At 70.3% G+C, this 23,155-nt stretch carries 21 protein-coding genes and 2 tRNA genes; 7 read left to right on the plus strand and 16 right to left on the minus strand.

The features are described from left to right. Positions 1–59 precede the first annotated feature (59 nt). Positions 60–1,769, plus strand: coding sequence for an AbeC-like domain-containing protein (locus MKW14_RS16565; RefSeq protein WP_240863313.1), 1,710 nt, complete (start codon positions 60–62; stop codon positions 1,767–1,769). 101 nt (positions 1,770–1,870) lie between these two features. On the opposite strand, the gene MKW14_RS16570 is transcribed toward MKW14_RS16565, so the two are convergent. After that, positions 1,871–2,434, minus strand: a complete 564-nt coding sequence (locus MKW14_RS16570; RefSeq protein ID WP_240863314.1) for an HIT family protein — start codon at positions 2,432–2,434, stop codon at positions 1,871–1,873. A gap of 67 nt (positions 2,435–2,501) precedes the next feature. On the opposite strand from MKW14_RS16570, the gene MKW14_RS16575 reads away from it, so the two are divergent. Then, positions 2,502–3,158: a potassium channel family protein gene (locus MKW14_RS16575; protein ID WP_240863315.1), complete on the plus strand. Its 657-nt coding sequence runs from the start codon at positions 2,502–2,504 to the stop codon at positions 3,156–3,158. Between the two features lie 28 nt (positions 3,159–3,186). On the opposite strand, the gene thrS is transcribed toward MKW14_RS16575, so the two are convergent. From thrS to MKW14_RS16590, 3 genes are all read right to left on the minus strand, one after another. Next, positions 3,187–5,163, minus strand: a complete 1,977-nt coding sequence (thrS, locus tag MKW14_RS16580; RefSeq protein ID WP_240863316.1) for a threonine--tRNA ligase — start codon at positions 5,161–5,163, stop codon at positions 3,187–3,189. A gap of 109 nt (positions 5,164–5,272) precedes the next feature. Further along, positions 5,273–6,472 (minus strand): hypothetical protein, encoded by a 1,200-nt coding sequence (locus MKW14_RS16585; RefSeq protein WP_240863317.1) that lies wholly within the window; start codon positions 6,470–6,472, stop codon positions 5,273–5,275. Between the two features lie 32 nt (positions 6,473–6,504). After that, positions 6,505–7,071 carry a DUF4365 domain-containing protein gene (locus MKW14_RS16590; RefSeq protein WP_240863318.1) on the minus strand — a complete coding sequence of 189 codons (567 nt, stop codon included), beginning with the start codon at positions 7,069–7,071 and terminating at the stop codon, positions 6,505–6,507. 169 nt (positions 7,072–7,240) lie between these two features. On the opposite strand from MKW14_RS16590, the gene MKW14_RS16595 reads away from it, so the two are divergent. Further along, positions 7,241–7,969, plus strand: coding sequence for a 3'-5' exonuclease (locus MKW14_RS16595; RefSeq protein WP_240863319.1), 729 nt, complete (start codon positions 7,241–7,243; stop codon positions 7,967–7,969). 155 nt (positions 7,970–8,124) lie between these two features. On the opposite strand, the gene MKW14_RS16600 is transcribed toward MKW14_RS16595, so the two are convergent. Then, positions 8,125–8,196, minus strand: a tRNA-Val gene (locus tag MKW14_RS16600). 39 nt (positions 8,197–8,235) lie between these two features. Next, positions 8,236–8,682 carry an SRPBCC family protein gene (locus MKW14_RS16605; protein ID WP_240863320.1) on the minus strand — a complete coding sequence of 149 codons (447 nt, stop codon included), beginning with the start codon at positions 8,680–8,682 and terminating at the stop codon, positions 8,236–8,238. A gap of 77 nt (positions 8,683–8,759) precedes the next feature. On the opposite strand from MKW14_RS16605, the gene MKW14_RS16610 reads away from it, so the two are divergent. After that, positions 8,760–11,180 carry an SCO7613 C-terminal domain-containing membrane protein gene (locus MKW14_RS16610; protein ID WP_240863321.1) on the plus strand — a complete coding sequence of 807 codons (2,421 nt, stop codon included), beginning with the start codon at positions 8,760–8,762 and terminating at the stop codon, positions 11,178–11,180. 98 nt (positions 11,181–11,278) lie between these two features. Here MKW14_RS16610 and MKW14_RS16615 read toward each other — a convergent pair whose 3' ends face one another. The 7 genes from MKW14_RS16615 to MKW14_RS16645 form a co-directional block, all read right to left on the minus strand. Continuing rightward, positions 11,279–14,014 carry an exo-rhamnogalacturonan lyase family protein gene (locus MKW14_RS16615; protein WP_240863322.1) on the minus strand — a complete coding sequence of 912 codons (2,736 nt, stop codon included), beginning with the start codon at positions 14,012–14,014 and terminating at the stop codon, positions 11,279–11,281. Positions 14,015–14,161: 147 nt separating this feature from the next. Beyond that, positions 14,162–14,752, minus strand: a complete 591-nt coding sequence (locus tag MKW14_RS16620) for a hypothetical protein (protein WP_240863323.1) — start codon at positions 14,750–14,752, stop codon at positions 14,162–14,164. Positions 14,753–14,762: 10 nt separating this feature from the next. Beyond that, positions 14,763–15,650, minus strand: coding sequence for a carbohydrate ABC transporter permease (locus MKW14_RS16625; protein ID WP_240863324.1), 888 nt, complete (start codon positions 15,648–15,650; stop codon positions 14,763–14,765). Beyond that, on the minus strand, positions 15,647–16,603 hold the full coding sequence (locus MKW14_RS16630; protein ID WP_240863325.1) for a carbohydrate ABC transporter permease: 957 nt from the start codon (positions 16,601–16,603) through the stop codon (positions 15,647–15,649). The genes MKW14_RS16625 and MKW14_RS16630 overlap by 4 nt, the downstream gene beginning before the upstream one ends. Before the next feature lie 23 nt (positions 16,604–16,626). Continuing rightward, complete coding sequence (locus MKW14_RS16635; protein WP_240863326.1) at positions 16,627–17,916, minus strand: ABC transporter substrate-binding protein; 1,290 nt, start codon at positions 17,914–17,916, stop codon at positions 16,627–16,629. A 352-nt stretch (positions 17,917–18,268) separates the two neighbouring features. Then, a tRNA-Val gene (locus tag MKW14_RS16640) sits at positions 18,269–18,340 on the minus strand. 188 nt (positions 18,341–18,528) lie between these two features. Continuing rightward, a complete protein-coding gene (locus MKW14_RS16645) occupies positions 18,529–18,987 on the minus strand; it encodes a TIGR02611 family protein (protein ID WP_240863327.1) in 459 nt (152 codons plus the stop codon). A gap of 201 nt (positions 18,988–19,188) precedes the next feature. Here MKW14_RS16645 and MKW14_RS16650 point away from each other — a divergent pair, with 201 nt between their 5' ends. After that, a complete protein-coding gene (locus MKW14_RS16650) occupies positions 19,189–19,602 on the plus strand; it encodes an SsgA family sporulation/cell division regulator (protein ID WP_004002642.1) in 414 nt (137 codons plus the stop codon). A gap of 335 nt (positions 19,603–19,937) precedes the next feature. Then, positions 19,938–20,498: a CGNR zinc finger domain-containing protein gene (locus MKW14_RS16655; RefSeq protein WP_240863328.1), complete on the plus strand. Its 561-nt coding sequence runs from the start codon at positions 19,938–19,940 to the stop codon at positions 20,496–20,498. A 296-nt stretch (positions 20,499–20,794) separates the two neighbouring features. On the opposite strand, the gene MKW14_RS16660 is transcribed toward MKW14_RS16655, so the two are convergent. Both MKW14_RS16660 and MKW14_RS16665 read right to left on the minus strand, forming a co-directional pair. Next, complete coding sequence (locus tag MKW14_RS16660) at positions 20,795–20,947, minus strand: hypothetical protein (RefSeq protein ID WP_208784159.1); 153 nt, start codon at positions 20,945–20,947, stop codon at positions 20,795–20,797. 154 nt (positions 20,948–21,101) lie between these two features. Further along, positions 21,102–21,545, minus strand: a complete 444-nt coding sequence (locus MKW14_RS16665) for a hypothetical protein (protein ID WP_240863329.1) — start codon at positions 21,543–21,545, stop codon at positions 21,102–21,104. Between the two features lie 233 nt (positions 21,546–21,778). Between MKW14_RS16665 and MKW14_RS16670 the strand changes: the two genes are divergently transcribed. Continuing rightward, positions 21,779–22,294 carry a DsbA family protein gene (locus MKW14_RS16670; protein ID WP_240863330.1) on the plus strand — a complete coding sequence of 172 codons (516 nt, stop codon included), beginning with the start codon at positions 21,779–21,781 and terminating at the stop codon, positions 22,292–22,294. A gap of 27 nt (positions 22,295–22,321) precedes the next feature. On the opposite strand, the gene MKW14_RS16675 is transcribed toward MKW14_RS16670, so the two are convergent. Next, entirely contained in the window at positions 22,322–23,146 is an 825-nt protein-coding gene (locus MKW14_RS16675; RefSeq protein ID WP_240863331.1) for a GNAT family N-acetyltransferase, read from the minus strand. Positions 23,147–23,155: the final 9 nt, after the last annotated feature.

The raw sequence follows: 23,155 nt of genomic DNA on the forward strand, positions 1-23,155 counted from the left end.
GGGGCAAGGAAGTCGGGAAGAGCCGCAGAAGCGACGTCGAGCGGCGATGGGGGGCGGGAATGAGCGATGCGGGCGGCTGGGGAGACATGTTCGGGCCGCAGGTACCGCGCACGGGCTCGGACCAGAAGGCGACCTTCGCGCTGGCCTCGGCGGCGTACCGGGACGACGAGGTCGTCAAGATCCTCGAGACGAACAACGAGTGGCACGAGTCGACCGTCAAACTCCCCCGCAGGTGGGCGACGATCTTCCGGCCGAACCTGGGCGAGGCGTTCTCCCAGGCCGTGGTGACCCGCATGCTGGGGGCCGGCCGCAAGCCGGTCGTCCAGTCCTTCGGCATCGAGCCGCAGTCCGTCGTCGAGCACTGCATGGCGGCGAACAACGTTCGCCGGCAGCGTGACCGGCAGCTGACCGGCGTGGCCCTGCTGTGCGGTGTGCTGTTCCTGCCGGGCCTGCTGATCTGGCTGCTGGTCTTCCAGATACGGAGCGCGATCGCCCGGCGCGAGGACAAGCGGGCCGGCACGATGGCCACGACCCTGCTGGTGGCCGTGGGCGCGCTCGCCGTGCTCTTCCTGATCCGCATGCCGTTCACCGGCTTCTGGGCCTGGTACGCCCGCCTGGCGATCATCGCTCCGGTCGTCGGCTGGTTCCTGGCCAAGCAGATCTGCGAGCGCACGGCGAAGGAACTGCGCGCCCACTGGGACAGCCTGCTGTCCGGCAGCACGGTCGGCGCCAAGGTCCCCGAGTCGGTGCCCAGCAGCCCCGGCGACACCCGTGCCGAGCGGCTGCGGCAGGCCTTCGGCGAACTGCGGGACGAGCAGCGGTCCAACGTCGTCTTCTACGCCGGCCCCAAGGGCATCCTCGGCATGGGCACCCGCTGGGGGCACTGGCACCTCGCCGAGGATCTGGTGCCCAACCCGGTGGAGGACGCCCCGAAGGTCGGCTCGCTCAGCGCGGACCTGTCCAAGCACCTGGTGCCCGAGCCGGAGATCAACCGGTTCCAGAGCTTCGACGTGGTGACCGCCATCCAGCGCGCCCTCGAGCGGCTCGACTCCGGCCCGCTGACCACCGGCGGCTTCCCCAAGCCCAAGGTCGCCCACTGGATCGTGTCGCACATCGGCGCGGGCGCCAAGGAGATCACCCGCCCCAGCGGCACCACCGCGCACCAGGTGAACCTGGAGGAGATACGCAAGATCTGCAACTCCCAGCAGTACGACCAGGGCGACCGGCACTACCTGGGCGTCCAGTGGACGCTCTGGGACGGCAATCTGGTGATCACGATGATGATCACGGTGACCGTGCTGCACAAGACCCTGCGCATCGAGCTGACGGGGCACGCGCTGGGGCCGGTGCACGGGCTGTTCACCACCAAGCCGGCGGCCAAGGAGAAGGAGGTCGCCAAGCAGGTCAAGTTCTGGGAGACCCGCAAGGTGACGCTTCCGCTGGTCGACAGCGACGAGGTGGTCCGGCTCACCGCCCGGGCGCCGCTGACCTGGTATCCGCCGCTGCTCAACTGGCTCGGCGGCTCCCTCACGCTGCCGGAGCCCTTCGGACTGCGTCACGCGTGGGCCGCGCAGCCCTGGGGGAACCGCTTCATGACCGACGACGTGCTGCGGACCGCCACGCCCGTGATGCGGGTGGTGCACGAGGCGACCATCGAGTTCCTCAAGGGGCACAACGTGGACACGGAGAAGTTCGACGGCCGCTCTTCGGTGCTCAGCGCGGCGGTCCAGGATCCGACACCGAAGAAGGACGACGTCTACGACGCGTAGGCCTTGGTCAGGGGTTCTGGGGGCTGCGCCCCCAGAACCCCGTCGGCCTTCGGCCTCGTCCTCAAACGCCGGACGGGCTGGAAGGCCATGCTCCGGCCGGGCTAAGAAGCCGTCGGCCAGGCCTCCGCCAGCATCTTCCTCGTGTCGGCGAGCAGCTGCGGCAGCACCCGCGTGTGTCCCACCACCGGCATGAAGTTCGTGTCGCCGCCCCAGCGGGGGACGATGTGCTGGTGCAGGTGGGCCGCGATGCCGGCGCCGGCGACCGTGCCCTGGTTCATGCCGATGTTGAAGCCGTGCGCGCCGGAGGCCGTGCGCAGGGCCGTCATCGCCTGCTTGGTGAGGGCGGCCAGCTCGATCGTCTCCGCGTCCGTGAGGTCGGTGTAGTCGGCGACGTGACGGTAGGGGACGACCATGAGGTGGCCGCCGTTGTAGGGGTAGAGGTTGAGCACGGCGTAGACCTGTTCGCCGCGGCGGACGACCAGTCCGTCCTCGTCCGACTTGGCCGGGATCGAGCAGAAGGGGCAGCCGTCGTCGGCGCCCGGGCCGGTCGGCTTGTTCTCGCCCTGGATGTAGGCCATCCGGTGGGGCGTCCACAGACGCTGGAAGGCGTCCTGCGTCCCCACTCCCAACTGCTGCTCCGGCTCACTCGTCATGCAGTGCAGCATATGGCGTCGCCCGTTCGCGGCGTGTCGCCGGGGTTCCGGGAAATGCCCGCCGCGTCAAGCTGGGGACGTGGACGATGACACTCGCAAGGCCCGTTGGGAGCAGGCCACCGAGCTTCCGCTCGCGTTCGCGTCGCTGGCCTTCCTCGCCTCGTACGCGGTCCGCGTCCTGGCGCCCGGTCTGCGGGACCCCCTGCAGGATCTCGCCCTCGCGCTGCTGCTGGCCTCCTGGCTGTTGTTCGCCGTCAACTACGCGGTGGTCTGGCGGCTGAGCGGGCAGGGGCTGAGCTTCGTACGCAAGCACCCGCTGGACGCGGTGGTGGTGATCCTGCCGCTGCTGCGCCCGCTCCGGTTCGTGAAGATCTACGAGGCCGTGCAGCGACGGCACGGCAAGCCGCGGCTCGCGCTGCACGCGCGTGTGATCGCGTACTCCGGGATCTCGACCTTGCTGCTCGGCTTCGCCGGTGCCCTCGCCGTGTACCAGCAGGAACGCGGGGCGCCGGGCGCGTCCATGAAGTCCTTCGGGGACGCCGTCTGGTGGGCCTGCGCGACCCTGACGACCGTCGGCTACGGCGACATCGTCCCGGTGACGCCGCGGGGCCGCTTGATCGCGGTCGGGATGATGGCCATCGGCCTGGCCCTGCTGGGCGCGGTGACCGGCACCTTCGCCTCCTGGCTGCTCCAGGTCTTCGCCCGTGAGGACGACGAGAGGCCCCCGGGAGGCTGACTCCCGAGGGCCCCGCGGCACAGCCGGATCAGACCTGCGCCCGCTCCTCCACGACCTTCACGATCTTCGCGATGGCCTCGTCGAACGGGATGCCGTTCTCCTGCGAGCCGTCGCGGTAGCGGAAGGACACCGAGCCGCCCGCCATGTCCTCGTCGCCCGCGATGACCATGAAGGGCACCTTCTGCTTCTGGGCGTTGCGGATCTTCTTCTGCATACGGTCGGAGGAGGAGTCCACCTCGACCCGCAGGCCCTGCTTCTTCGCGGCCGCGGCGAACTTCTCCAGGTACTCGACGTGCGCGTCCCCGATCGGGATGCCGACCGCCTGGACCGGGGCCAGCCACGCCGGGAAGGCGCCCGCGTAGTGCTCCAGGAGCACCGCGAAGAAGCGCTCGATGGAACCGAACAGCGCGCGGTGGATCATGACCGGGCGCTGCTTGGAGCCGTCGGGGCCCGTGTACTCCAGGTCGAAGCGCTCGGGCAGGTTGAAGTCGAGCTGGATCGTCGACATCTGCCAGGTGCGGCCGATGGCGTCCTTGGTCTGCACGGAGATCTTCGGGCCGTAGAAGGCGGCGCCGCCCGGGTCCGGGACCAGGGGCAGGCCCTGCTTCTCGGCGACCTGGCGCAGCGTCTCCGTGGCCTCCTCCCATGCCTCGTCGGAACCGACGAACTTCTCCGGGTCCTTGGTGGACAGTTCCAGGTAGAAGTCGGTCAGGCCGTAGTCGCGCAGCAGGCCGAGGACGAAGGTGAGCGTCTTGTCGAGCTCCTCCGACATCTGCTCACGGGTGCAGTAGATGTGCGCGTCGTCCTGCGTGAAGCCACGCGCGCGCGTGAGGCCGTGCACGACGCCGGACTTCTCGTACCGGTACACGGTTCCGAACTCGAAGAGGCGCAGCGGCAGTTCCCGGTAGGAGCGGCCGCGCGCGTCGAAGATCAGGTTGTGCATCGGGCAGTTCATGGGCTTGAGGTAGTAGTCCACGCCCTCGTCGAGCTGCATGGGCGGGTACATGCCGTCGGCGTACCAGTCCAGGTGCCCGGACGTCTCGAAGAGCTTCCCCTTCGTCGCGTGCGGGGTGTAGACGAACTCGTAGCCCTCCTCCTCGTGCCGGCGGCGCGAGTAGTCCTCCATCACGCGGCGGACGATGCCGCCCTTGGGGTGGAAGACGGCGAGGCCGGAGCCGATCTGCTCAGGGATGGAGAACAGGTCGAGTTCGGAGCCCAGCTTGCGGTGGTCGCGCTTCTCGGCCTCGGCGAGGAAGTCGAGGTACGCCTTCAGCTCGTCCTTGGAGGGCCAGGCGGTGCCGTAGATGCGCTGGAGCATGGGGTTCTTCTCGCTGCCGCGCCAGTAGGCGGCCGCGTTGCGCATCAGCTTGAACGCCGGGATGAGACGGGTGGAGGGCAAGTGGGGGCCTCGGCAGAGGTCCTTCCAGCACAGCTCGCCGGTCTTGGCGTCCAGGTTGTCGTAGATCGTCAGCTCGCCGGCGCCGACCTCGACGTCCGCGCCGTCGTCGTGCGAGGCCGAACCCTTGAGGCCGATCAGCTCCAGCTTGTACGGCTCCGCCGCCAGCTCCTCACGGGCCGCCTCGTCGGTCACCACACGGCGGGAGAACTTCTGCCCGCGCTTCTGGATCTCCTGCATCTTCTTCTCGATGGCCTTGAGATCCTCGGGCGTGAACGGCTTCTCCACGTCGAAGTCGTAGTAGAAGCCGTCCTTGACCGGGGGGCCGATGCCCAGCTTGGCCTCGGGGAAGATCTCCTGCACGGCCTGCGCCATCACGTGCGCGGTGGAGTGGCGCAGGATGTTGAGGCCGTCCTCGGAGGAGATCTCGACGCCCTCGACGGTCTCGCCGTCGCGCGGCTCGTACGCGAGGTCCTTGAGCTCGCCGCCCACGCGCGCGGCGACGATCGAGCGCTCGCCCGCGAAGAGCTCGGCGGCCGTAGTGCCCGTCGTCACCACGCGCTCTTCCCGCTCGGAATCGCGTTGGATGATCACACGGACGTCTGACACCGGTCTCTCCTGACTGAAGGTGGGTGCGGCGCCATACCAGGAGCGCGCGCATTAGGGGATCGTACCGACCCCGACCCACCGACCGCGAAACGGTCACCGACAGCAGCGCTCAGTCGCAGTCGTCACCGCTGCAGGCCTCCTCGAAGAAGTCCAGATTCTCCTGCAGGGACTTCATCAGCCGGTCCCGCTCCGCGTCGTCCACCTGCACCGGTACGACCCCGCAGGCGCCCGTCAGCCGCCGGAAGCCGCCCCGGCTCTCCAGCCTGCCGTGCACCCGGATCGGCAGTCCGACGAGATGGGCGTGCCCGGCGATGCGGTAGTCCTCCTCGTCCAGGGTGATCCGGACGTGCGGTATCTCGGCCCCGGCGATCACCCGCAGCCGTACGCTGCCCTCGCCGCGCGGCCCCGACCTGCGCATCCGCACCACCGTGCCGGTGATCCGGACGGGCACGGACGGCTCCTCGCGCAGGAAACGGGCGCCGGCCTCGCGCAGCACGGGCAGGTCGCCCGGTGAGAACTCGACGGGCTCGACGCCCACCCCGCAGTCCTCGGGCACCCCGGCGGCGGGCGCCCACTCGACGGCGATCCGGGCGCCCTCGGTGCCGCGCACGAGGGCGATCAGCGCCTCGGTGAGCTCACGGCTGACGCCCGCCTCCACGGCCCCGTCGAAGGCGTCCATGCCGCCGGTGGCCCGCTGGTAGTCGATGGCCTCGCGGGCGGCGTACAGGGACTGGTGGAGCCGTACGGCGAGCGGCCGCCCGGTGCCGACGGGGACGAAGGCGGTGAGCCGCCCGTCGCCGGCCGCGGGGCCGACGAGGACGCTCTCCAGCTGCGCGGCGGCGGCACGGCGGTGCCGTACGCCGTAGTAGCCCGCACGCGCGCGTGTGGCGAGCGCGGCGGCGAGCAGCATCTGGCGGGCGGCGGAGCGCAGCTGCTCCTCGGCCGTCCAGGGCGCGGAGTCGGCGGGGCCGGTGGGCACGTCCCGCCACCAGCGGATCTCGTCGCTGGGCACGGCGAGGGCGACGAGCACCTCGCGCGCGGAGGGCGTGCCGGAGCGGGTCAGCGCGAGGAGCACCTCACCCAGCAGGTCGTCGCTGTCGGGGAAGGCGCGGCTCTCGGGCACGAGCAGGCTCGTGCCGCTGCCGCCGGGGCCGGGCGGGGTCCACCGGCCGTAGCGCCCGGCCGCGCCGCCACGGCGTTGCCAGCCGTGCCGTCGCAGCAGGGCGCTCAGCACGGCCGGATCCACCTGGTCGGGCTCGGGGGGCCGGTGCCAGGCCGCGGCGGCGATGTCGTCGGGGTGCGGCCTCACCGGCCGGACTGGCTCCTCCAAGGGGCGGTGCGTCATGGTCTGCCTCCCGTCCCGACCCGCGTCATGATCTCGCACAGCGCTCGGTCGTCGAAGATGCGTGAGGTCGGTATGCGGACGGTGGTCCGGGTGCGGCCGGTGACGGGATGCCCGGCGAGGTTGACCCAGTAGCAGCAGTGCCTGAGGTCGAGCCGGTCGTGGCTCGCTCTGAGCCAGTCGTCCTGGGCGCGCGGGACGAGCATCACGACCAGGATCTTGTGCACCGACACCGGCGTGCGCGCGAGCTTGCGCAGATGGTCGTTGTCGAGGGTGAAGGAGAAAAAGCGGCCCGGTGGGTTGGGTGGGACCTGGTAGGTGCACTTCAGCTGCACCTTGATGGTCACCTCGTCGTCCACGGTGTGCCCGGGCGAGCCGTGGCTGACGTGCCAGTCGATGCCGTTGTCCGGAAAGGGCTGCGACAGCGAGCAGCCGGCCGCCGCGGCGACGGCGTGCAGATAGCCCACCTGCAGTGTCTCCATGCAGGCGGTGGTGGCGAGTGTGCCGCGAAGGGGGCCCGCATGTTCGGGCAGCAGCCCGCCCCGTTCGGGCTGCGCTATCGCCATGACCAAACAGCCTTCCAAGCCAAGTGAATCCCCGCTGCGGGCCGCTGAACTGCAAAGACCCGTACTCCTGTTGTGTCCTTCCGGCGTAGTGCGCAAACAGCCCGGGTATCACCAAACAGGCAGAAGACGGGACGTCAGCTGCCGTGGGTGAACGAGGAGTTGTGTAGGCATGACGTGCTGGTACGAGGGGCCCCTGGCCGCTTTCGACACGGAGACCACGGGCGTTGACGTCGAGACCGACCGCATCGTGTCGGCCGCCGTCGTCGTCCAGGACGCCCCGGGCACCCGGCCCCGGGTGACCCGCTGGCTGGTCAACCCGGGTGTGCCGGTGCCGGAGGCGGCGACGGCGGTGCACGGGCTGACGGACGAACACCTCCAGCGCAACGGCCGCTGGCCGGCGCCGGTGATGTACGAGATGGCGGAGGCACTGGCCGAACAGGCGGCGATGGCCCGCCCGTTGGTCGTGATGAACGCGCCCTTCGATCTCACGCTCCTGGACCGCGAGCTGCGCCGCCACCGCGCCTCGTCGCTGGACAGCTGGTTCGAGTCCGCGGCGCTGCGGGTCCTGGATCCCCGGGTGCTGGACAAGCACCTGGACCGCTACCGCAAGGGCCGCCGCACTCTGACCGACCTGTGCGCGCACTACGGCGTCACCCTGGAGGGCGCGCACGACGCGGGCGCGGACGCACTGGCGGCCCTGGACCTCGTACGGGCGCTGGGCCGCCGTTTCGCCACCCGGCTGGAACGGCTCTCCCCCGCCGAGCTGCACACCCTGCAGACGGGGTGGCACGCGGCACAGGCGCGCGGGCTGCAGGCGTGGTTCGCGCGCAGCGGCACGGACGAAGTGGTGAGCACGGAGTGGCCCCTGCGCCCGGAGCTGCCAGCGGCGGCGGCCTGATGCTTCCCGGGCACGCAGAAGGCCGGTCCGCAGCTGCGGACCGGCCTTGGGGGTGTGGGCGGCGAAGCCCCCACTTCGCGTGGCGAAGCCACGCACAACACGAAGAGAGCGACGTGGTCCGCGTTTTCTGCGGACACACGTCGCTCTCGCGAGCGTGGGCGATACTGGGTTCGAACCAGTGACCTCTTCGGTGTGAACGAAGCGCTCTCCCACTGAGCTAATCGCCCGGGAACGCACTGAACCATACAGGTCTTCGCCGGTTTCCTTCAAACCGCTTCCAGGTACGCCAGCAGTCCCCGCCGCCCGGCGCGCATCATCAGCCGGTGGTTGGCGCGGAAGACGGGGCGCCCCGGCACGGCCAGCCACCTCAGCAGCGGCTTGCGGACGTCGACGACCTGGTCGTACCGGGCGAGCGTGCCGCCGGGGCCCGCCGAGACCGTCCAGCGGGCCCAGCCGTCGAGGTCGCCGCTCATCGAGACCTCCAGCACGCCGGCCACTGGGTCGCGGCGCGTCTCGCGCGCGGTGAACCGCAGGTCGTACGGCAGCACGGACCGGACGACGACGACTCCGCTGCTGTCGTCGAGCCGGGTCACCTCGCGCACCTGGGGCCACCAGCGGGGGTAGTCCTCGGCCCGCTCCAGGACGTCGTAGACGGTGGCGGGCGGGAGGGGCAGCGCCCAGAGGCTGCGGAAGCGGTAGTGCGTCCAGTCCATGCGGGGAGTGTGCCCGTACCCAGCGCTTTCTCCGCGCACCTGGTGGTGATCTGAGTACGTCCTGAGTACCCGCACTCATGTCCTACGACGTGACGCGGACCACACTCCGTGCCATGACGCATGTTCCGCCCCCGGCCGAGGAGTTGCGGCTCCTCGACGCCGAGCTGTGGCAACTCGACGCGCGCCGGGCGCAGTTGCTGGCCCGCCGCGCCTGGCTGCTGACGGCCCTCCGGTCACAGCCGCCCGCCGCCGTCCCACCGGTAACGCCTCACCGGGAGACCACCGCGCCCCGAGTCCAGAACGTCCTGCTCCTGCTCGGGGGCGTCCTACTGACCATCGCGGCGATGGTGTTCACCCTGGTCAGCTGGGGGCACCTGGGCATCACGGGCCGCGCGCTGGTCCTCGGCGCGCTCACCCTGGCCGTGCTCGCCGCGCCGGTCGCCCTGCTGCGGCGCGGACTGCGGTCGACGGCGGAGTCGATGGCCGGCCTCGGCCTGGCCCTGACGGCGCTGGACGCGTACGCCCTGCGCGAGACGGTGTTCCCCGGCGCGGGCGGCACGGCGTACGCGGCGTCCGCGACGGCGGCGCTGGCGGTCCTGTGGACGGCGTACGGCTCCCTGCCCACCGCCTCCGACCTGCGTCTGCCGCTCCCGGCGGCGATGACCGCGGCCCAACTCCCGTTGATCCTGGCGGCGATCGCGGCGTCCACGGATCCCTACACCATCACCGCGGCCCTCCTCGGGACGGCCGCGTTCGACACGATTGTGGCGCTCCGCAGCACAGCCAAGGCCGTACGTCTCGTCGCCGTCATCGGCGCGTACGGCATGGGCGCGTGGGGCGCACTGGCGGCCGGCTGGCTCTCCTGGGACGCAGCCGGCCCGAGCGCCGCCGCCCGTGCGGCGGCGCTCCTCACTCTGGCGGCGGCGATCGCGACGGGCTCGGGGTGGTGGCAGGCGAAGAGCGGCCGCGGGACGGTGGCCGCCGTGGGCCACACCCTCGCCGGCGGGCTCTTCCTGGTCGCCGCGGCCGGCGGTCTGCTGCCGATGGCGTTGCCGGCCGGCTGGACCGTCCCGGGCTACCTCGTCTGCGGTGTCGCACTGCTGGCCGCACTGCGCTCGGGTCTCCCCGAGCCGGTACGGCGGGGCCTGGTCCACGCCTCGGCCGCCGTGCAGGCGATCGCCCTCGCGTGCGCGCTGCCCCTGATCGCGGCCGCTGTGCTGGGTCCGCTGGGCTGGGCGGACCGGCCCTGGTCCGGGGTGCCGTCGGACGCGCGCGCCGCGGTCGCCGTGCACACGCCGTGGCCGCCGTACCCGCCCCAGCTCCTGCTGGCGCCGCTGCTCGTGGCCGTCGTACTGGCGCTGCTGGTCCGCACGGAGTCCTGGCGGCCGGCGGCCCTGGACACCGCCGCGGTCCTCGTCTGGGCGACGCTCATGACACTGCCCGCCGCCCTCCAACTCCCCTACGCCGTCGCGCTGTCGGCCCAGATCCTGATCACTGCGGCGACGCTGGCGGCGGCCGTCTTCCCCTCGCGCGCGAACTCGGCGTTCCTCCGCCCAGCCGTCCTGGCCCTCGCCCTCGCCGTCGGCACCTCCCTCTCGGCGGCCTTCCTCTCCCTCGCCTCCCAGCCCGCCACCCTCACGGTCCTCTCCCTCCTGACCGCCCTCTTCACCGCGGCCACCCTGCGCCCCCGCCTCGCTCCCCTCACCGCCCCGACCGCCCTCGGATACGCCGCCGCGCTGGCCTGCGCGATCGGCGCGGCGGCGGGATGGCAGCCGCAGCACACCGCGCTGCTGGTCCTGCTCGTCCCCGTGGCCGCCGCTCTGCCGGCCGCGCGCGTCACCGGGCGGGCCACCCTGCCCGTGGAGCTGACCGGCGCCGCGACCGCGCTGCTCGCGGTCGGCCTCGCGATCACCGACCCACCCATGCTCGCCCTGGTGCTGGCGCTGTGCGCGGTGATCGCGGCCGGCGTGGCCGTCCGCCCCGACCGCAGGCCGGTCGGCTATGCGGCGGCCGTCCTGTTCCTGCTGGCCACCTGGGTACGGCTCGCCTCCTGGGACGTCGGCACCGTCGAGGCGTACACGCTCCCGGTCACCGTTCCGGCCCTGTGCGTGGGCGCCTGGCGCAGGCGGCGGGACCCGCTCGCGTCGTCCTGGACGGCGTACGGCCCGGGCCTCGCCGCAACGCTCCTCCCCAGCCTCGCCGTCGCCTGGCACGACCCGAACTGGACCCGCCCCCTGCTCCTGGCCGCGGCGGCCCTCGTCACCACCCTGCTCGGCGCCCGCCACCGCCTCCAGGCCCCCCTGGTCCTGGGCGGCGCGGTCCTCACCCTGGACGCCCTGCACGAACTGGCCCCGTACCTGGCCCAGTTGACCGGCGCCCTCCCCCGCTGGGCACCCTTCGCCCTGGCCGGCGCCCTGCTCCTCACCCTGGGCTCCACCTACGAACGCCGAATCCGCGACGCCCGCCGAGTTCGGGATATCTTGACGAGGATGCACTGAAGCGCCCCGAAAGGGGCGCGGGGCAGTGTCGATTTGCGGCTCCGCCGCGTGGGCGCGACCAGCCACAACGACCCGCAACTTCCCCACGCCCCGTGCAGCTACGGCATCTTGTCTCCCAGCAACGCCAGGTTCTCAATGGCCGCCAGCCCGTACAGAGCCGTGTCATTGGACGACACCCAAGCGGCCTCACTCCCCGCCACCAACGCCACGGGCCCGCTCAACGGCTGTGTCTTCCACGGCGAAGTCTCCATGTACCCGTCGGAGTTGTAGAACTTCGCCCACGCCCGCTTGGCCAAAGTGGCGTCCCCCGTCTGGACGGCCGCGTACGCGTCCAGCCGCGAGTGCCCCTGGAAGAGCAGCAGCGAGCCGAAGTCGGAGCCGTACCGCGCCTTCTGTTCGGCCTTGGTGGCGTTGAAGTACCGGCAGTAGTCGAAGTACGCCTGGTTGAACTTCGGCATGTCGACCAGGTCGATCAGCTCCGCGCACAGCTCGTTGAGCCCGAAGACGGCCGAGAGGTGGGACACGGACACCACCGGCGAGCTCGCCACGGCGAACTTGCCGGTGTCGAGGTCGTACAGCCCGCTGCCCTGGACGAAGCCGTTGGGCTGGGCGGCGATGCCCTCCATCGTGGACAGGACCCGCGCCTTGGCCTTCTCCCACTTGGGTCCCTTGCGCTCCCACTCGGTCAGCCAGGCCGACACCAGCCCGCTCCAGTCCGTGCCGAAGCCGATCGACAGCGCGTGCCGGTCGGGCGTGTAGGGATCGGTCCGCACCTTGCGCTGCGGGTCGAGGACGAGGAACGTCTCGTCGGAGTCGACGTTGGCGTGCATGAGGTCGCCGACCCGCTCGTCCGCGGTGAGGAAGTAGTAGTAGCGCCGGTACGTCGTGTTGGCGATGCGCTGCTGCTTGGCGCTGTCGGCGTAGTGCTGCACACCGTGCCGGGTGCCCAGGCCCGCCCACTGGCCGATGTGGTAGACGTCGACCTCGCCGGTGTGCCGGGTCAGCGCCTCGGCGAAGCGGAAGATGTCGGCCCGGCCCGAGCGGATGTACGCGAACCAGAGCCAGAGGTCCGGCGACAGCTCGGAGTTGTCCCAGGCGTAGCCGCCGATGTCGTAGCGCCACTGGTGGCGCACGGTGTCGTAGCTGTGCATGAAGTCGCCGTAGTCCCAGAAGCCGTACCAACGGCGTTGCTCCACCTGGTCCTTGTAGTAGGTGAAGAGGAAGTCGAGGTGGTCCTCGATCTTCGCCTTGGCGGGAGTGGAGCGGTCGGGTTCGGAGTACAGCCCCGGTCCGAAGACCTTGGCCTTGATCAGCTGCTTGGGCGGGGCGGCGAGCTGCGGCAACACCCGTACGGCGGCGACCTGTTGGGCGAGCGTCTCCGCGCTGGGCGTGGAGTCGTTGGCCCAGAACAGCAGTTCCGAGGTGCGGGCGATGCCGTAGGGGGTGCCGAACTCGGGCTCGTAGTCCTCGTAGGTGATGTTGAGGCCTTCGAGCTGTTTGGCGTACGTGTCCTGGCCCATGCCGTCGTGGTAGAAGCGCAGGTCCATGGGCTGGGCCTCGGGCGACCAGAGCCAGAGGGTGACCTCGGCCGCGTCGGTGTGGGCGTCGCGGATGTCGAGCTGGGCCGGGTACTTCTCCCAGAAGTCCCTGAGGCCGAAGGAGAAACCGCCGCTCGCCCCGCCGACGTACCCGAATCCGGAGGCCCGCCTGCCGCCGCCGGCGCCGATCCAGCCGTGCCCCTTCTTGGTGCGCTTGCGCAGCGTGAAGCCGTCGGCGGAGAGCTGGGAGAGGCTGTAGTCGCCCCACTCGGGGATGTACTGCAGCCGGGTCGTCACCCGCTGGTCCCAGGTGGACGGGTCGGGCAGCTTCTGCCCGGCGTACTGCGCGGCCTGCACGGCGGCGCCCGGGTCGCGGCGCAGTCCGGTGATGCCCTTCACGGCCTCGCGCAGCAGGCCGGTGCCCTCGCCGCCGATGCGGATGTGGCGGTCGTAGGACGCGTCCCGCATCGGCACGCTGAAGCGCACGCCGAGCCCGCGGATGAAGTCGCCGCTCGCCTTGCCGGGCTCCTGGGTGCCGTCGTTGGTGATGGTGTGCACCATACGGAAGGAGTCGGCCCCGGCGTAGAAGTACAGCCGGATGGAGAAGGGCAGCCAACTCCGGCCGCCCTTGCGGTGCTTGCCGTCGATGCGTACGACGGCGCGGACCGGTCCGTCCTGCTCCACCGTCACGTCGCCGATCGCCCCGTCGAAGCGCTCGGTCCTGACCGTGCCCTGGTCCTCGTCCTCGATCTCGGGCTGCCGGATGAGGACGAGACGCCCGTTCCTGGCGATCTCGGTGGATCCGCGAGTGACGGACTTGATGATCGTCGACCCGTTCTTGCCGATCTTCACGGCGATGACGCCGGTCGACACGTCGATCGTGCCGCCGCTCTTGTCGACGGTGACCTTCTTGTCGGGGGCGGCCGCGTCACCGGCGGTGAGCGTCAGCTTGCCCGAGCCCGAACTGACGGCGTGCGCGGTCCACTTGAGCGATCCGTCCGGCCAGTACGCGATCGGCCACGACTGCACCGGGACGGCCTTGCCGTCGGCGTCGGTGAGCGCGAACGTCTGGCCCGGCTGATGGGTGCCCTTCGGCCAGGGGACGCCGACGGTGGAGCCCGGCGCGGCGCCGAGGCCTCCGTCCTCCAGCCAGTCCAGGGTCACGGGACCGTCGTCGGCGGCATCGGCTCTGGGTGCGGCCTCGGCGTCCCGGGCTCCTAGCGCCCAGCTGAACTGCGCGGCGGCTCCGGCGACGGCGGCCGCCCTGAGGAGGGACCTGCGGGGGATGGGGGACATGAGAGTTCAGCCTTTCGTTTCCGGAGGTTGTTTCCGGTCAACAGAGTGGTCAGGGGCATGACAGATGGCGGCTGCAGTGGTATGTCACATATCGCTGGCCTCGCGTCCAGCGGCGGCGGCCGCCGGACACCCCGGCGGCCCCACCCCTCATCGCCCCCGTTGCCGCTCCTCCACGGCGACGGCGGCCGCCGCCACGGCTCCCAGCACGGGAACGGCCAGCGGCGCGATGAACCAGGCGGACAGCGCGACGAGCGCCAATCCGCCGACGATCAGGAAGGACCCGGCAGGATCGAGGACGGTACGGCGCCCGGCGCCAGCGAGCAGCACCCGCCACCGCTCCCCCGGCGTCCACACGGCCGCCGCGCGCAGCCCGGCCACGGCGGCCCCGATGAGCGCGAACAGTCCGACGGCCCCGACGAGCGGCCCACCGGGCAGCCCGGCCCGCCCGGCCTGGACGTCCACCCACACCAGCGCCACGGCGACCCAGCCGCCGAGCCCGACGACCCACCCGCGCCGCACGGCCGTACGGAAGTCACCGGCGAACTCCCGCCAGCCGCCGCCCTGATGAGCCGTCCGCCGCCGCAGATGCCGCGCTCCCGCGGCGAAGGCCGCAGGGTAGGTCACCACGCCGGCCGACGCGACCGCGATCCACACCCCGGTCAGCAGACACTCGGCGAACACGGCGAACCGCTCGGCGAGCACGGATTCCCTGCGGGGCTTCACTCGTACCTGGGCCATCGTGACCGCCTCAGCCCTTCAGTCCGGAGGTCGCCATGCCGTCGATGAGATAGCGCTGGAAGGCGAGGAAGAAGAGGAGGACGGGGAGGAGGGCCACGAGGGACATGGCGATGAGCCCGCCGTAGTTGGCCGCCACGCCGTCGGAGTCACGGAACATCATCATGCCGAGCGAAACGGTGTACTTGCCGGGCTCGTTGAGGTAGATCAGCGGGCCCATGAAGTCGTTCCAGGCGTTGATGAAGGTGAAGATCGCGCTGGTGATGAGTGCGGGCCGACACAGTGGCAGCACGATCGACCAGTAGATCCGCAGGTGCCCGCAGCCGTCGATGCGCGCCGCCTCGTCCAGTTCCCTCGGCAGGTTCCGCATGAACTGGACCATCAGGAAGACGAAGAACGCCTCCGTGGCCAGGTACTTGCCCAGCAGCAGCGGCACATAGGTGTTGATCAGCTCCAGCTTCTGGAACATCACGTACTGCGGGATGAGCAGGACGTGGTATGGCAGCAGGAGGGTGCCGATCATCAGGGAGAACAGCAGGTTCCGGCCCGCGAACCTGATCTTCGCGAAGGCGTACGCCGTCAGCGAGCAGGAGATGAGGATGCCGACGACGGCACCGCCCGCGTAGAACAGGGAGTTCTCGAAGAAGGTCCAGATGGAGATGTCGGCTATGCCGTCGGCGAGGCCCTTGAAGTTCGCCAGGATCGGGTGGCCGGGGAACAGCTGCAGGCTGTTGATGATGTCCTTGCTCGGCTTGAACGAGGCTCCGACGACCCACAGTACGGGGTAGAGGATGACCGCGAGGATCAGCAGGGCGCCGATGTGCCAGGCGAGCGAGCCGGTGCGCCTGCGGTTCAGGGACAGGGGTTTCGTGGCGGTCGGCCTGGTCGTGGTCGCGCTCATCGGGCGTCCTCCTCGTAGTGCACCCACTTCTTCTGCGACCAGAACAGGACGGCGGTCACCAGCGCCACGGCGAGCAGCAGCATCCAGGCCATCGCGGAGGCGAAGCCCATCTGGGCGTTCTTGAAGCCCTGTTGGTACAGGTAGCAGGTGTAGACGAGCGTGGCGTCGGCCGGGCCGCAGTAGGTGTTGGAGACGACGTAGGCCGAGCCGAAGATCTGGAAGGAGTGGATGGTCTCCAGCAGGACGTTGAAGAACAGCACGGGGGAGATCATCGGAAGCGTGATGCTCCAGAACTTGCGGAAGGCTCCGGCGCCGTCGAGTTCCGCGGCCTCGTACAGCTCTCTCGGCACCTGCTTGAGACCGGCCAGGAAGATGACCATGGGCGCGCCGAACTGCCAGACGGTGAGCGCGACCAGGCTGTAGAGGATCCAGTCGGGGTTGCCGACCCAGCCGCCGGCGTGGATGCCGACGGCGGACATGGCGCGGTCCACGATGGCGTTGTCGGAGAAGATCGACCGCCAGACGAAGGCGACGGACACGCTCGCACCGATGAGCGAGGGGGCGTAGAAGGCGGCCCGGTAGAAGGCCTGTCCGCGTCTGCTCTGGGCGAGCAGCAGGGCGACCCCGAGGGCCAGCAGCAGCTTGAGCGGGGTGCCGATGACGACGTACTTGGCCGTCACCTCGACCGACTTCTGCCACCGGGGGTCGTCGAACATCTTGGTGAAGTTGTCGAGGCCGACCCACTTGGGAGTGTTGAAGAGGTTGTAGTCGGTGAAGGCGAAGTAGAGCGAGGCGACCATGGGGCCCGCGGTCAGGAGCAGGAAGCCCGCGATCCACGGGGACATGAAGAGATAGCCGGCGAGGTTCTCCCGGCGGCCCCGCCGCTTTTCGGCGGCGGGGGCTGCGGAGCGGGCCCGCCGGGTGGCGGGCGCTGAGTCCTTGACGAGCGTCACGGTGCTTTCCCCATCGGTTCCGGTCAGGCCTGGAAGGCGGCCTGGGCCTCGTCGAAGAACTGCTTCACCGCGTCGGAGGTCTTGACCTTGCCCAGGCCCAGGTCACCGCCGATGCGCAGGAAGGAGGCCTCGATGGTGTCGGCGCCGGAGGGGTGCGGGGTGATCGTGCCGAGGACGCCGGCCTTGGCGGTGTCGGCCTCGTACTGCGCGATCTCCTTGTTGACCGGGTCGGTCGGCTTGAAGGCGTCGTACTGCTCGGTGGCGGCCAGGATGCCCCGGTCGTAGCCCATGATCTTGCCGACCTCGGGGTCGTGGACCATGAAGTCGATGAACTGGGCGACCTCCTTGGGGTGCCGGGTGCGCGACGACGCGCTCAGCATCAGGGAGGCGAGGTACTGCCCGGTGTGCTTGCCGTCCGTGGTGGGGATCGGGGCGAGGCCGTAGTCGCTGTCGCCCTCGGCCGTGTAGCGGACGGTGAAGTTGTCCCAGGTGAATTCCGAGGCTCCGTGTCCTGCGGAGAGCGAGGACTTGGGACGGTCCTGCGCGACGATCTTCGGGTCGGTGATGATGCCGGCCTTGGTCCGATTGTAGCCGTCCTGCCACCACTCCGTCAGATCGGCCTTGTCGAAGCCGAGTCCGTCCTTGGTGTAGAACGCCTTGCCGTTCTGCCGCAGGTACAGGTCGTACAGGTACATGATGCTGAAGTAGCCCGTGTCGCCCGGCACCTTGGTCTTGTCGTGGATGGTCTTCAGGGCCTTGAAGTAGTCGTCCCAGGTCCAGCCGGGGTGCGGCTCCACGCCCGCCTTCTGGAAGACCTTCTTGTCGATGACCAGCGCCATGGTGTTGGAGCCGACCGGGATGCCGAGCTGCTTGCCGTCGACCTCGCCGACCTTCGTGACACCGGCCCGGAAGTTGTCCAGGCGCAGATTCCCGGCGTCGATCTGCGACTTGAGGTCGAGCAGGACGCCTCTCTTGTCGTACTTGCGAAGGAATGTGACGGCGTTTTGGAAAACGTCCGGGGGATTTCCGCCGGAGGCCTGCGTCTGGAACTTCTCCCAGAAAGACACATAGTCCTGGAAGTCCGTCTTGACCTTGATCTTCGGATACTTCTTCTCGAAGAGCCGGATGGTCTGGTTGATCTTCTTGGCCCGCTCGTCGGCCCCCCACCACGAGTAACGGATCGTCACCGATCCGTCGGCCGAGGTGCCGCTGTCGCCCCCGCACCCCGTCGTCGCCGCCAGCCCGAGCGCGGCCGCCCCCGCCCCGGCCGCCTTCAGGATCGTACGCCTCTCAACATTCCTGCTGGTTCCCACAGTCGGGCCTCCCCGGGCGTCGTCGCCTGTGCATGAATCGTTTCAAGTAAGCGCTTGCTGGCACAAGTTACGGAGGGCCTCGGAGTGCGTCAATGATTCGGACAGGAATTTCTTGTGGGCGCACCGAGCGTTCCGGAGGGACGGGAAGGCGGCATGCGTCGACGATCGCGACAACGTCGCAGGTGAGGGGTCCATGATCGACGCACCGAACGGCCGACAACCGGTGGCGCGCGAAGGCGGTACGGCCGAAACTCGTCCGGCGGATCGGGGGAGTTGACCTCCGGACGCGCCGGACGCGCCGGACACGACAACGGCCCACCTGCACTGAAGCAGATGGGCCGCGGCCTCCGGGTGGGCGATACTGGGTTCGAACCAGTGACCTCTTCGGTGTGAACGAAGCGCTCTCCCACTGAGCTAATCGCCCGGGCGCAGGGAGAACATTACCCCATGTCAGGGGGTTCACCCGCACCGCTCCTGGGGACCGAGCAGGAGTGGGCCCGACGCAGCCGGTGTCCCGCAGTACCCGGCGTTCCAGATCGCACGTCACGCCGACCCGGATGGCCCGACCGCGTGCGCACTCCTCGACGAACGGTTACCCACCCCTGGCACAGCTCACTGATCCTTGATCTTCCAGGGCATGACCATCCCGAACTTCCACAGGTACACACCGACCAGGACACCGACGATCACGAGGCCGATCACGGTGAGTGCGATGTTGCGGCGCCGCACCTTCGGGTCGAGGGCCTTCTGGGCCGCCTCCGTGACCTTCCGCTTCGTCCAGCGCAGCACCAGCTGGGCCCAGACGAACTCCGTCGCCCAGACCGCCATGCCCGCGAAGATCACGACCCAGCCGGGCCCGGGCAGCGGCAGCATCACGATGCCGGCCCCGACGATCGCCAGGCCGACGACGAAGACGCCGACCTGCCAGCTCAGATGCAGGGCGCGGCTCCGCTTGATGAAGCCCGGCGCCCTGGAGCCGAGTCTCTGCTCACCCTCCGGCGTCGCCTCGTCCGCGTGTGTCCTGTCCGATGCCACGGCGACCTCGCCCGACTGGTCACTCCCCGTATTCATGCAGCCAAACTTTACCTTACTTTACTGACCGGAAACCAGTCACCGGAATGGCCGTACCGTACGAAGGAGGCCTCGGCCGGAAGAGTTACGTGAAGGCACGCAAAACACTCAGAGGGGTTTACAACGGCACCGTAGGTGGCATGTCGATTTCGCCGACGTGCGAATCCCCGAGCGCACACTGAGCGAAAGGCCCTGGCGCTTATGAACACCACGGTCAGCTGCGAGCTGCACCTGCGCCTCGTTGTGTCGAGCGAGTCCTCCCTGCCTGTCCCCGCAGGCCTGCGGTACGACACGGCCGACCCCTACGCCGTGCACGCCACCTTCCACACCGGAGCCGAGGAGACCGTCGAGTGGGTGTTCGCCCGCGACCTCCTCGCCGAGGGTCTGCACCGGCCCACCGGCACCGGCGACGTCCGAGTCTGGCCGTCGCGCAGTCATGGCCAGGGGGTCGTCTGCATCGCCCTGAGCTCACCGGAGGGCGAGGCCCTGCTCGAAGCCCCGGCGCGGGCTCTGGAGTCCTTCCTGAAGCGGACGGACGCCGCCGTGCCACCCGGCACGGAACACCGGCATTTCGACCTCGACCAGGAGCTCTCCCACATCCTGGCAGAGAGCTAGGCCGAGGCTGCACCAAGCCGCCCGGCGCCGTCGACTCGGGGAGACGGCTCGGGCCAGGACAACCGCATACGGCACGTGTAGGCGCCGTCCCACCGCGGGACGGCGCCTACGTGCGCTCCGGGGCGGCCACGCGAGCAGGACCGCCGGGGGAGCCGCAGCAGGTGTGACGGGAGCCTCGACCTGAGGGGGAGCCTCGACGGCCCTCCCGTACCGGGCCTCGGCTACCCCCGGTGCCAGGCCCGCCGCTGCCGGGGCCGCTCTCCGTCTCCCGGAAGCCATTACCATCGGCCAGCATCGGCGGGCATGTGCCCGACCCCCAGGCCAGGGAGCGAAACGTGCTGATCACCCACGACACCCGGTGCGCCCTCGACACCGTGGTCGATCTGGTGAACACCGCGCCGGAGGACGACACGACGCCGGACGGACTGCCCGACGTGGCGGCACTCGAGGACTTCGTGCAGAACCATGAGGTCAGCGATGTCGGTGTGCTGTCGGAGTTCGATCTCTCGGCGGTGCGCAAGATCCGGGGGCGGTTCGCGTCGGTGTTCGCGGCTCCCGACGCCCGGGTCGCCGCAGGGCTGATCAACGAACTCGTCGCGGCCGCGGGCACCACGCCCCGCCTCACCGACCACGACGGCTACGACTGGCATGTGCACTACTTCGCGCCGGGCGCCTCCGTGGCCGATCACCTCGCGGCGGACTGCGGGATGGCGCTGGCCTTCTTCGTGGTGGCCGGCGAGCAGGAGCGGCTGCGGCGCTGCGAGGCCCCCGACTGCCGGCGCGCTTTCGTGGACCTCTCCCGCAACCGGTCACGGCGCTACTGCGACAGCCGCACCTGCGGGAACCGGCTGCACGTCGCCGCCTACCGGGCGCGCCGCAAGGAGGCGGCGGGCTGACGACGGGGTGACGAGGGGGCGGGCGGTCCGGACGGTGCGGCGTTCTCCCGGCGCGCGTGGTCCCTCCCGGCCCTCCGTGTCTTCGCGGCGCGCGGTCCCTCCCGGCCCTCTGCGGTCGGGGTTCCGGTTGAGGGGTCGAGCGTGGGGGCCGATCGGGTTCCGGCGAGCGGACGGTGGTCGTGGGGTTCGACGAACGAGCGCAGCGGAAAGAAGGCCCCCGTCTGCGGCGCGGAGAATCCCCGGTGATGCTGTCGACGTGATCCCCGGCGGGTGGCGCCGGGGATCACGGGTACGGCTCAGAGCAGCAGCAGGTCGTGCAGCGCAGCCATGAGCAGCAGACACCCGATCACCGCAAGGAAGATCATCAGCGGTGGCTGGGAAAGGGCGAAGAGGCATCCGCGCGGCTCGTCCTTCGGTGGCGCGGTCTCGCCTTGTGTCGTGTCCAGCATCTCGCGGCGATGATGACGCACACAGCGGCTTCCGCGCGATCAACACGCCCGGAATGACCAGGAGTTCGCCGGATTCCGTGATGTCCGGTTTCGGAACTGACCGGTTGCCTGCACGACCTTGATCCACTGTGTCGTTTCAGTCGTCATGCGAGGGTCATATGCCGTGCTTCTTCAGGATGGCCTCGATGTCGCTGAAGTCGTCCGTGGATCCGGAGCGGGGTGCGGTCGCGGGGCGGTTGGCCACGCGGGTCCCCGGTCCCAGGGAGGGCGCGGAGGCCGCCGGGGCGACGGCGTCGCTCCGCGCGGCGGCCTTGGCCTCCTTGCGCTCCTTACGGGTGCCGCCCCGACGCCGCTCCACAGCCCTGGTCGTGGAGAACAGCAGCCAGGAGACGCCGAGCACGCCGAAGCCCGCCCAGGCCGTCACACTGAAGGCGGTGTCCGCGAGCCACTGGACGACGCCGGTCATCACCAGGCCGATGGGCACGAGCGAGTAGGCCGCGATCCGGGCGGCTGAGAGGAAGCGCTTGCGGTACGCGGTGACCGCCGCGATGCCGAGGCCGGCCGCGGACACGGCGGAGCAGATTGTCTCGGCGATCATCCGGTCCTCCAGGCAGGGCTCGGTCGGGCAGGGTCACTTCGTCCCTTCCATCCTGCACCGCCCGGACCCCGCCGGGCCATGCCTCGGGCGGACATCAGGGACATCTCCGGGTCTCCTCCTCCCCAGGTGCCGGTCGGACGCCCACCCCCGGGTGTGGATCAGGGTCGGCGCGGTGGACGGGCACCGTCCGGCTCGATTGGGTCGGCCGCGCCCCGACCTGGGAGACTGGCCGCATGAGCGACTCCTCCCCCGTGTCCACGCCCGTCCTCGAGGTCTGGTGCGAACTCCAGTGCCCCGACTGCCGCAGCGCGCTGGACGATCTGCGCGCCCTGCGCGCCCGTTACGGCGACCGGCTGGAGCTGCGGCTGCGGCACTTCCCGCTGGAGAAGCACAAGCACGCCTTCGCCGCCGCGCAGGCCGCCGAGGAAGCCCTGGAGCAGGGCCGGGGCTGGGAGTACGTCGAGGCGGTGCTGGGCCGGGTGGAGGAGCTGGACCGTAGGGGAGAACCCTTCCTGGTCGAGGTCGCCGGTGAACTCGGTCTGGACGCCGAGGAGTTCGACACCGCGCTGATCGACGGCCGGCACATCCTGATCGTCGACGCCGACCAGGCCGAGGGCAAGGCGATCGGCGTGACCGGCACGCCGACGTACGTCATCGGCGGGGAGCGGCTGGACGGCGGCAAGAGCCAGGCGGGGCTGCGGGAGCGGATCGAGGAGATCGCGGACCGGCTGCTGGCCGAAGGGGCCTGAACAGCGGGGCAGACCTGGGTACGGGTGCTAGATCAGGTCCTTCTGCAGGTTGTGGGAGGTGGTCTCGTAGCCGAGCGACTCATAGAGCCGCTCGGCCGGGGCGTTGCCTGCGAACACGTGCAGGCCGATGCGGTCCTTCCCGGCGGCGATCGCCTGGATCTCGGCGAGCAGCATGAGCGCCCGTCCGTGGCCGCGCCCCCGATGGCGGGCGTCCGCCTCGACATCGAGCACGTACGCCATCTCCGACCACAGTCCCACCCACAGCGTCCCGACCCGCACGCCCTCGTGCTCCAGCACGCTGATCAGGGTGTTCTCGCTGGCCAGACCGTCGGGGAGCAGCTTGGCGTGGCCCTCGACGGCCTTCTTGCGGGCCTCCTCTGCGGAGACTCCCCGCTCGACCATGCTGCGCACGTACTGCTCGGCCTCGTACTCGATCCAGGGGCCGTACTCCGCCTCGGTCATGGGCCGGGCGGAGGTCCCCGTGGGCAGCTGCGGCGGGGTCGTCCCCAGCCGCTTGACCATGTTGCGGCTCCTGCGGACGTACCCGAGTGCCGTGGCGAGCCGCAGGGCCGCCTCCGCCTTGCCGGGGACGGGTGCCTCGACGCGCTTGCAGCCCCAGGCCCGGGCGATCTCCTCCGCGGCCAGCACCGCCACCGTGCCGCGCCCGCGTCTGCGGTCCGGCTCCTCGATGCGCAACTCGGTCAGCCGGGCCACCGTCGGGCCGAAGCCGGGGTCCGTGGACAGCCGTATCCCGCCCACGGGACGGCTGTTCACACAGACCTGGTAGCGGCGCGACTGTGTGCCGTCCGCATGGCGCTGAAGCGGCTCGGTCGGCCGCAGGGTCGTCGTCATCAGGGGTGT

Origin of the sequence: Streptomyces gilvus (assembly GCF_022513565.1) — a bacterium.
GTDB classification, from domain to species: Bacteria; Actinomycetota; Actinomycetes; order Streptomycetales; family Streptomycetaceae; genus Streptomyces; species Streptomyces gilvus.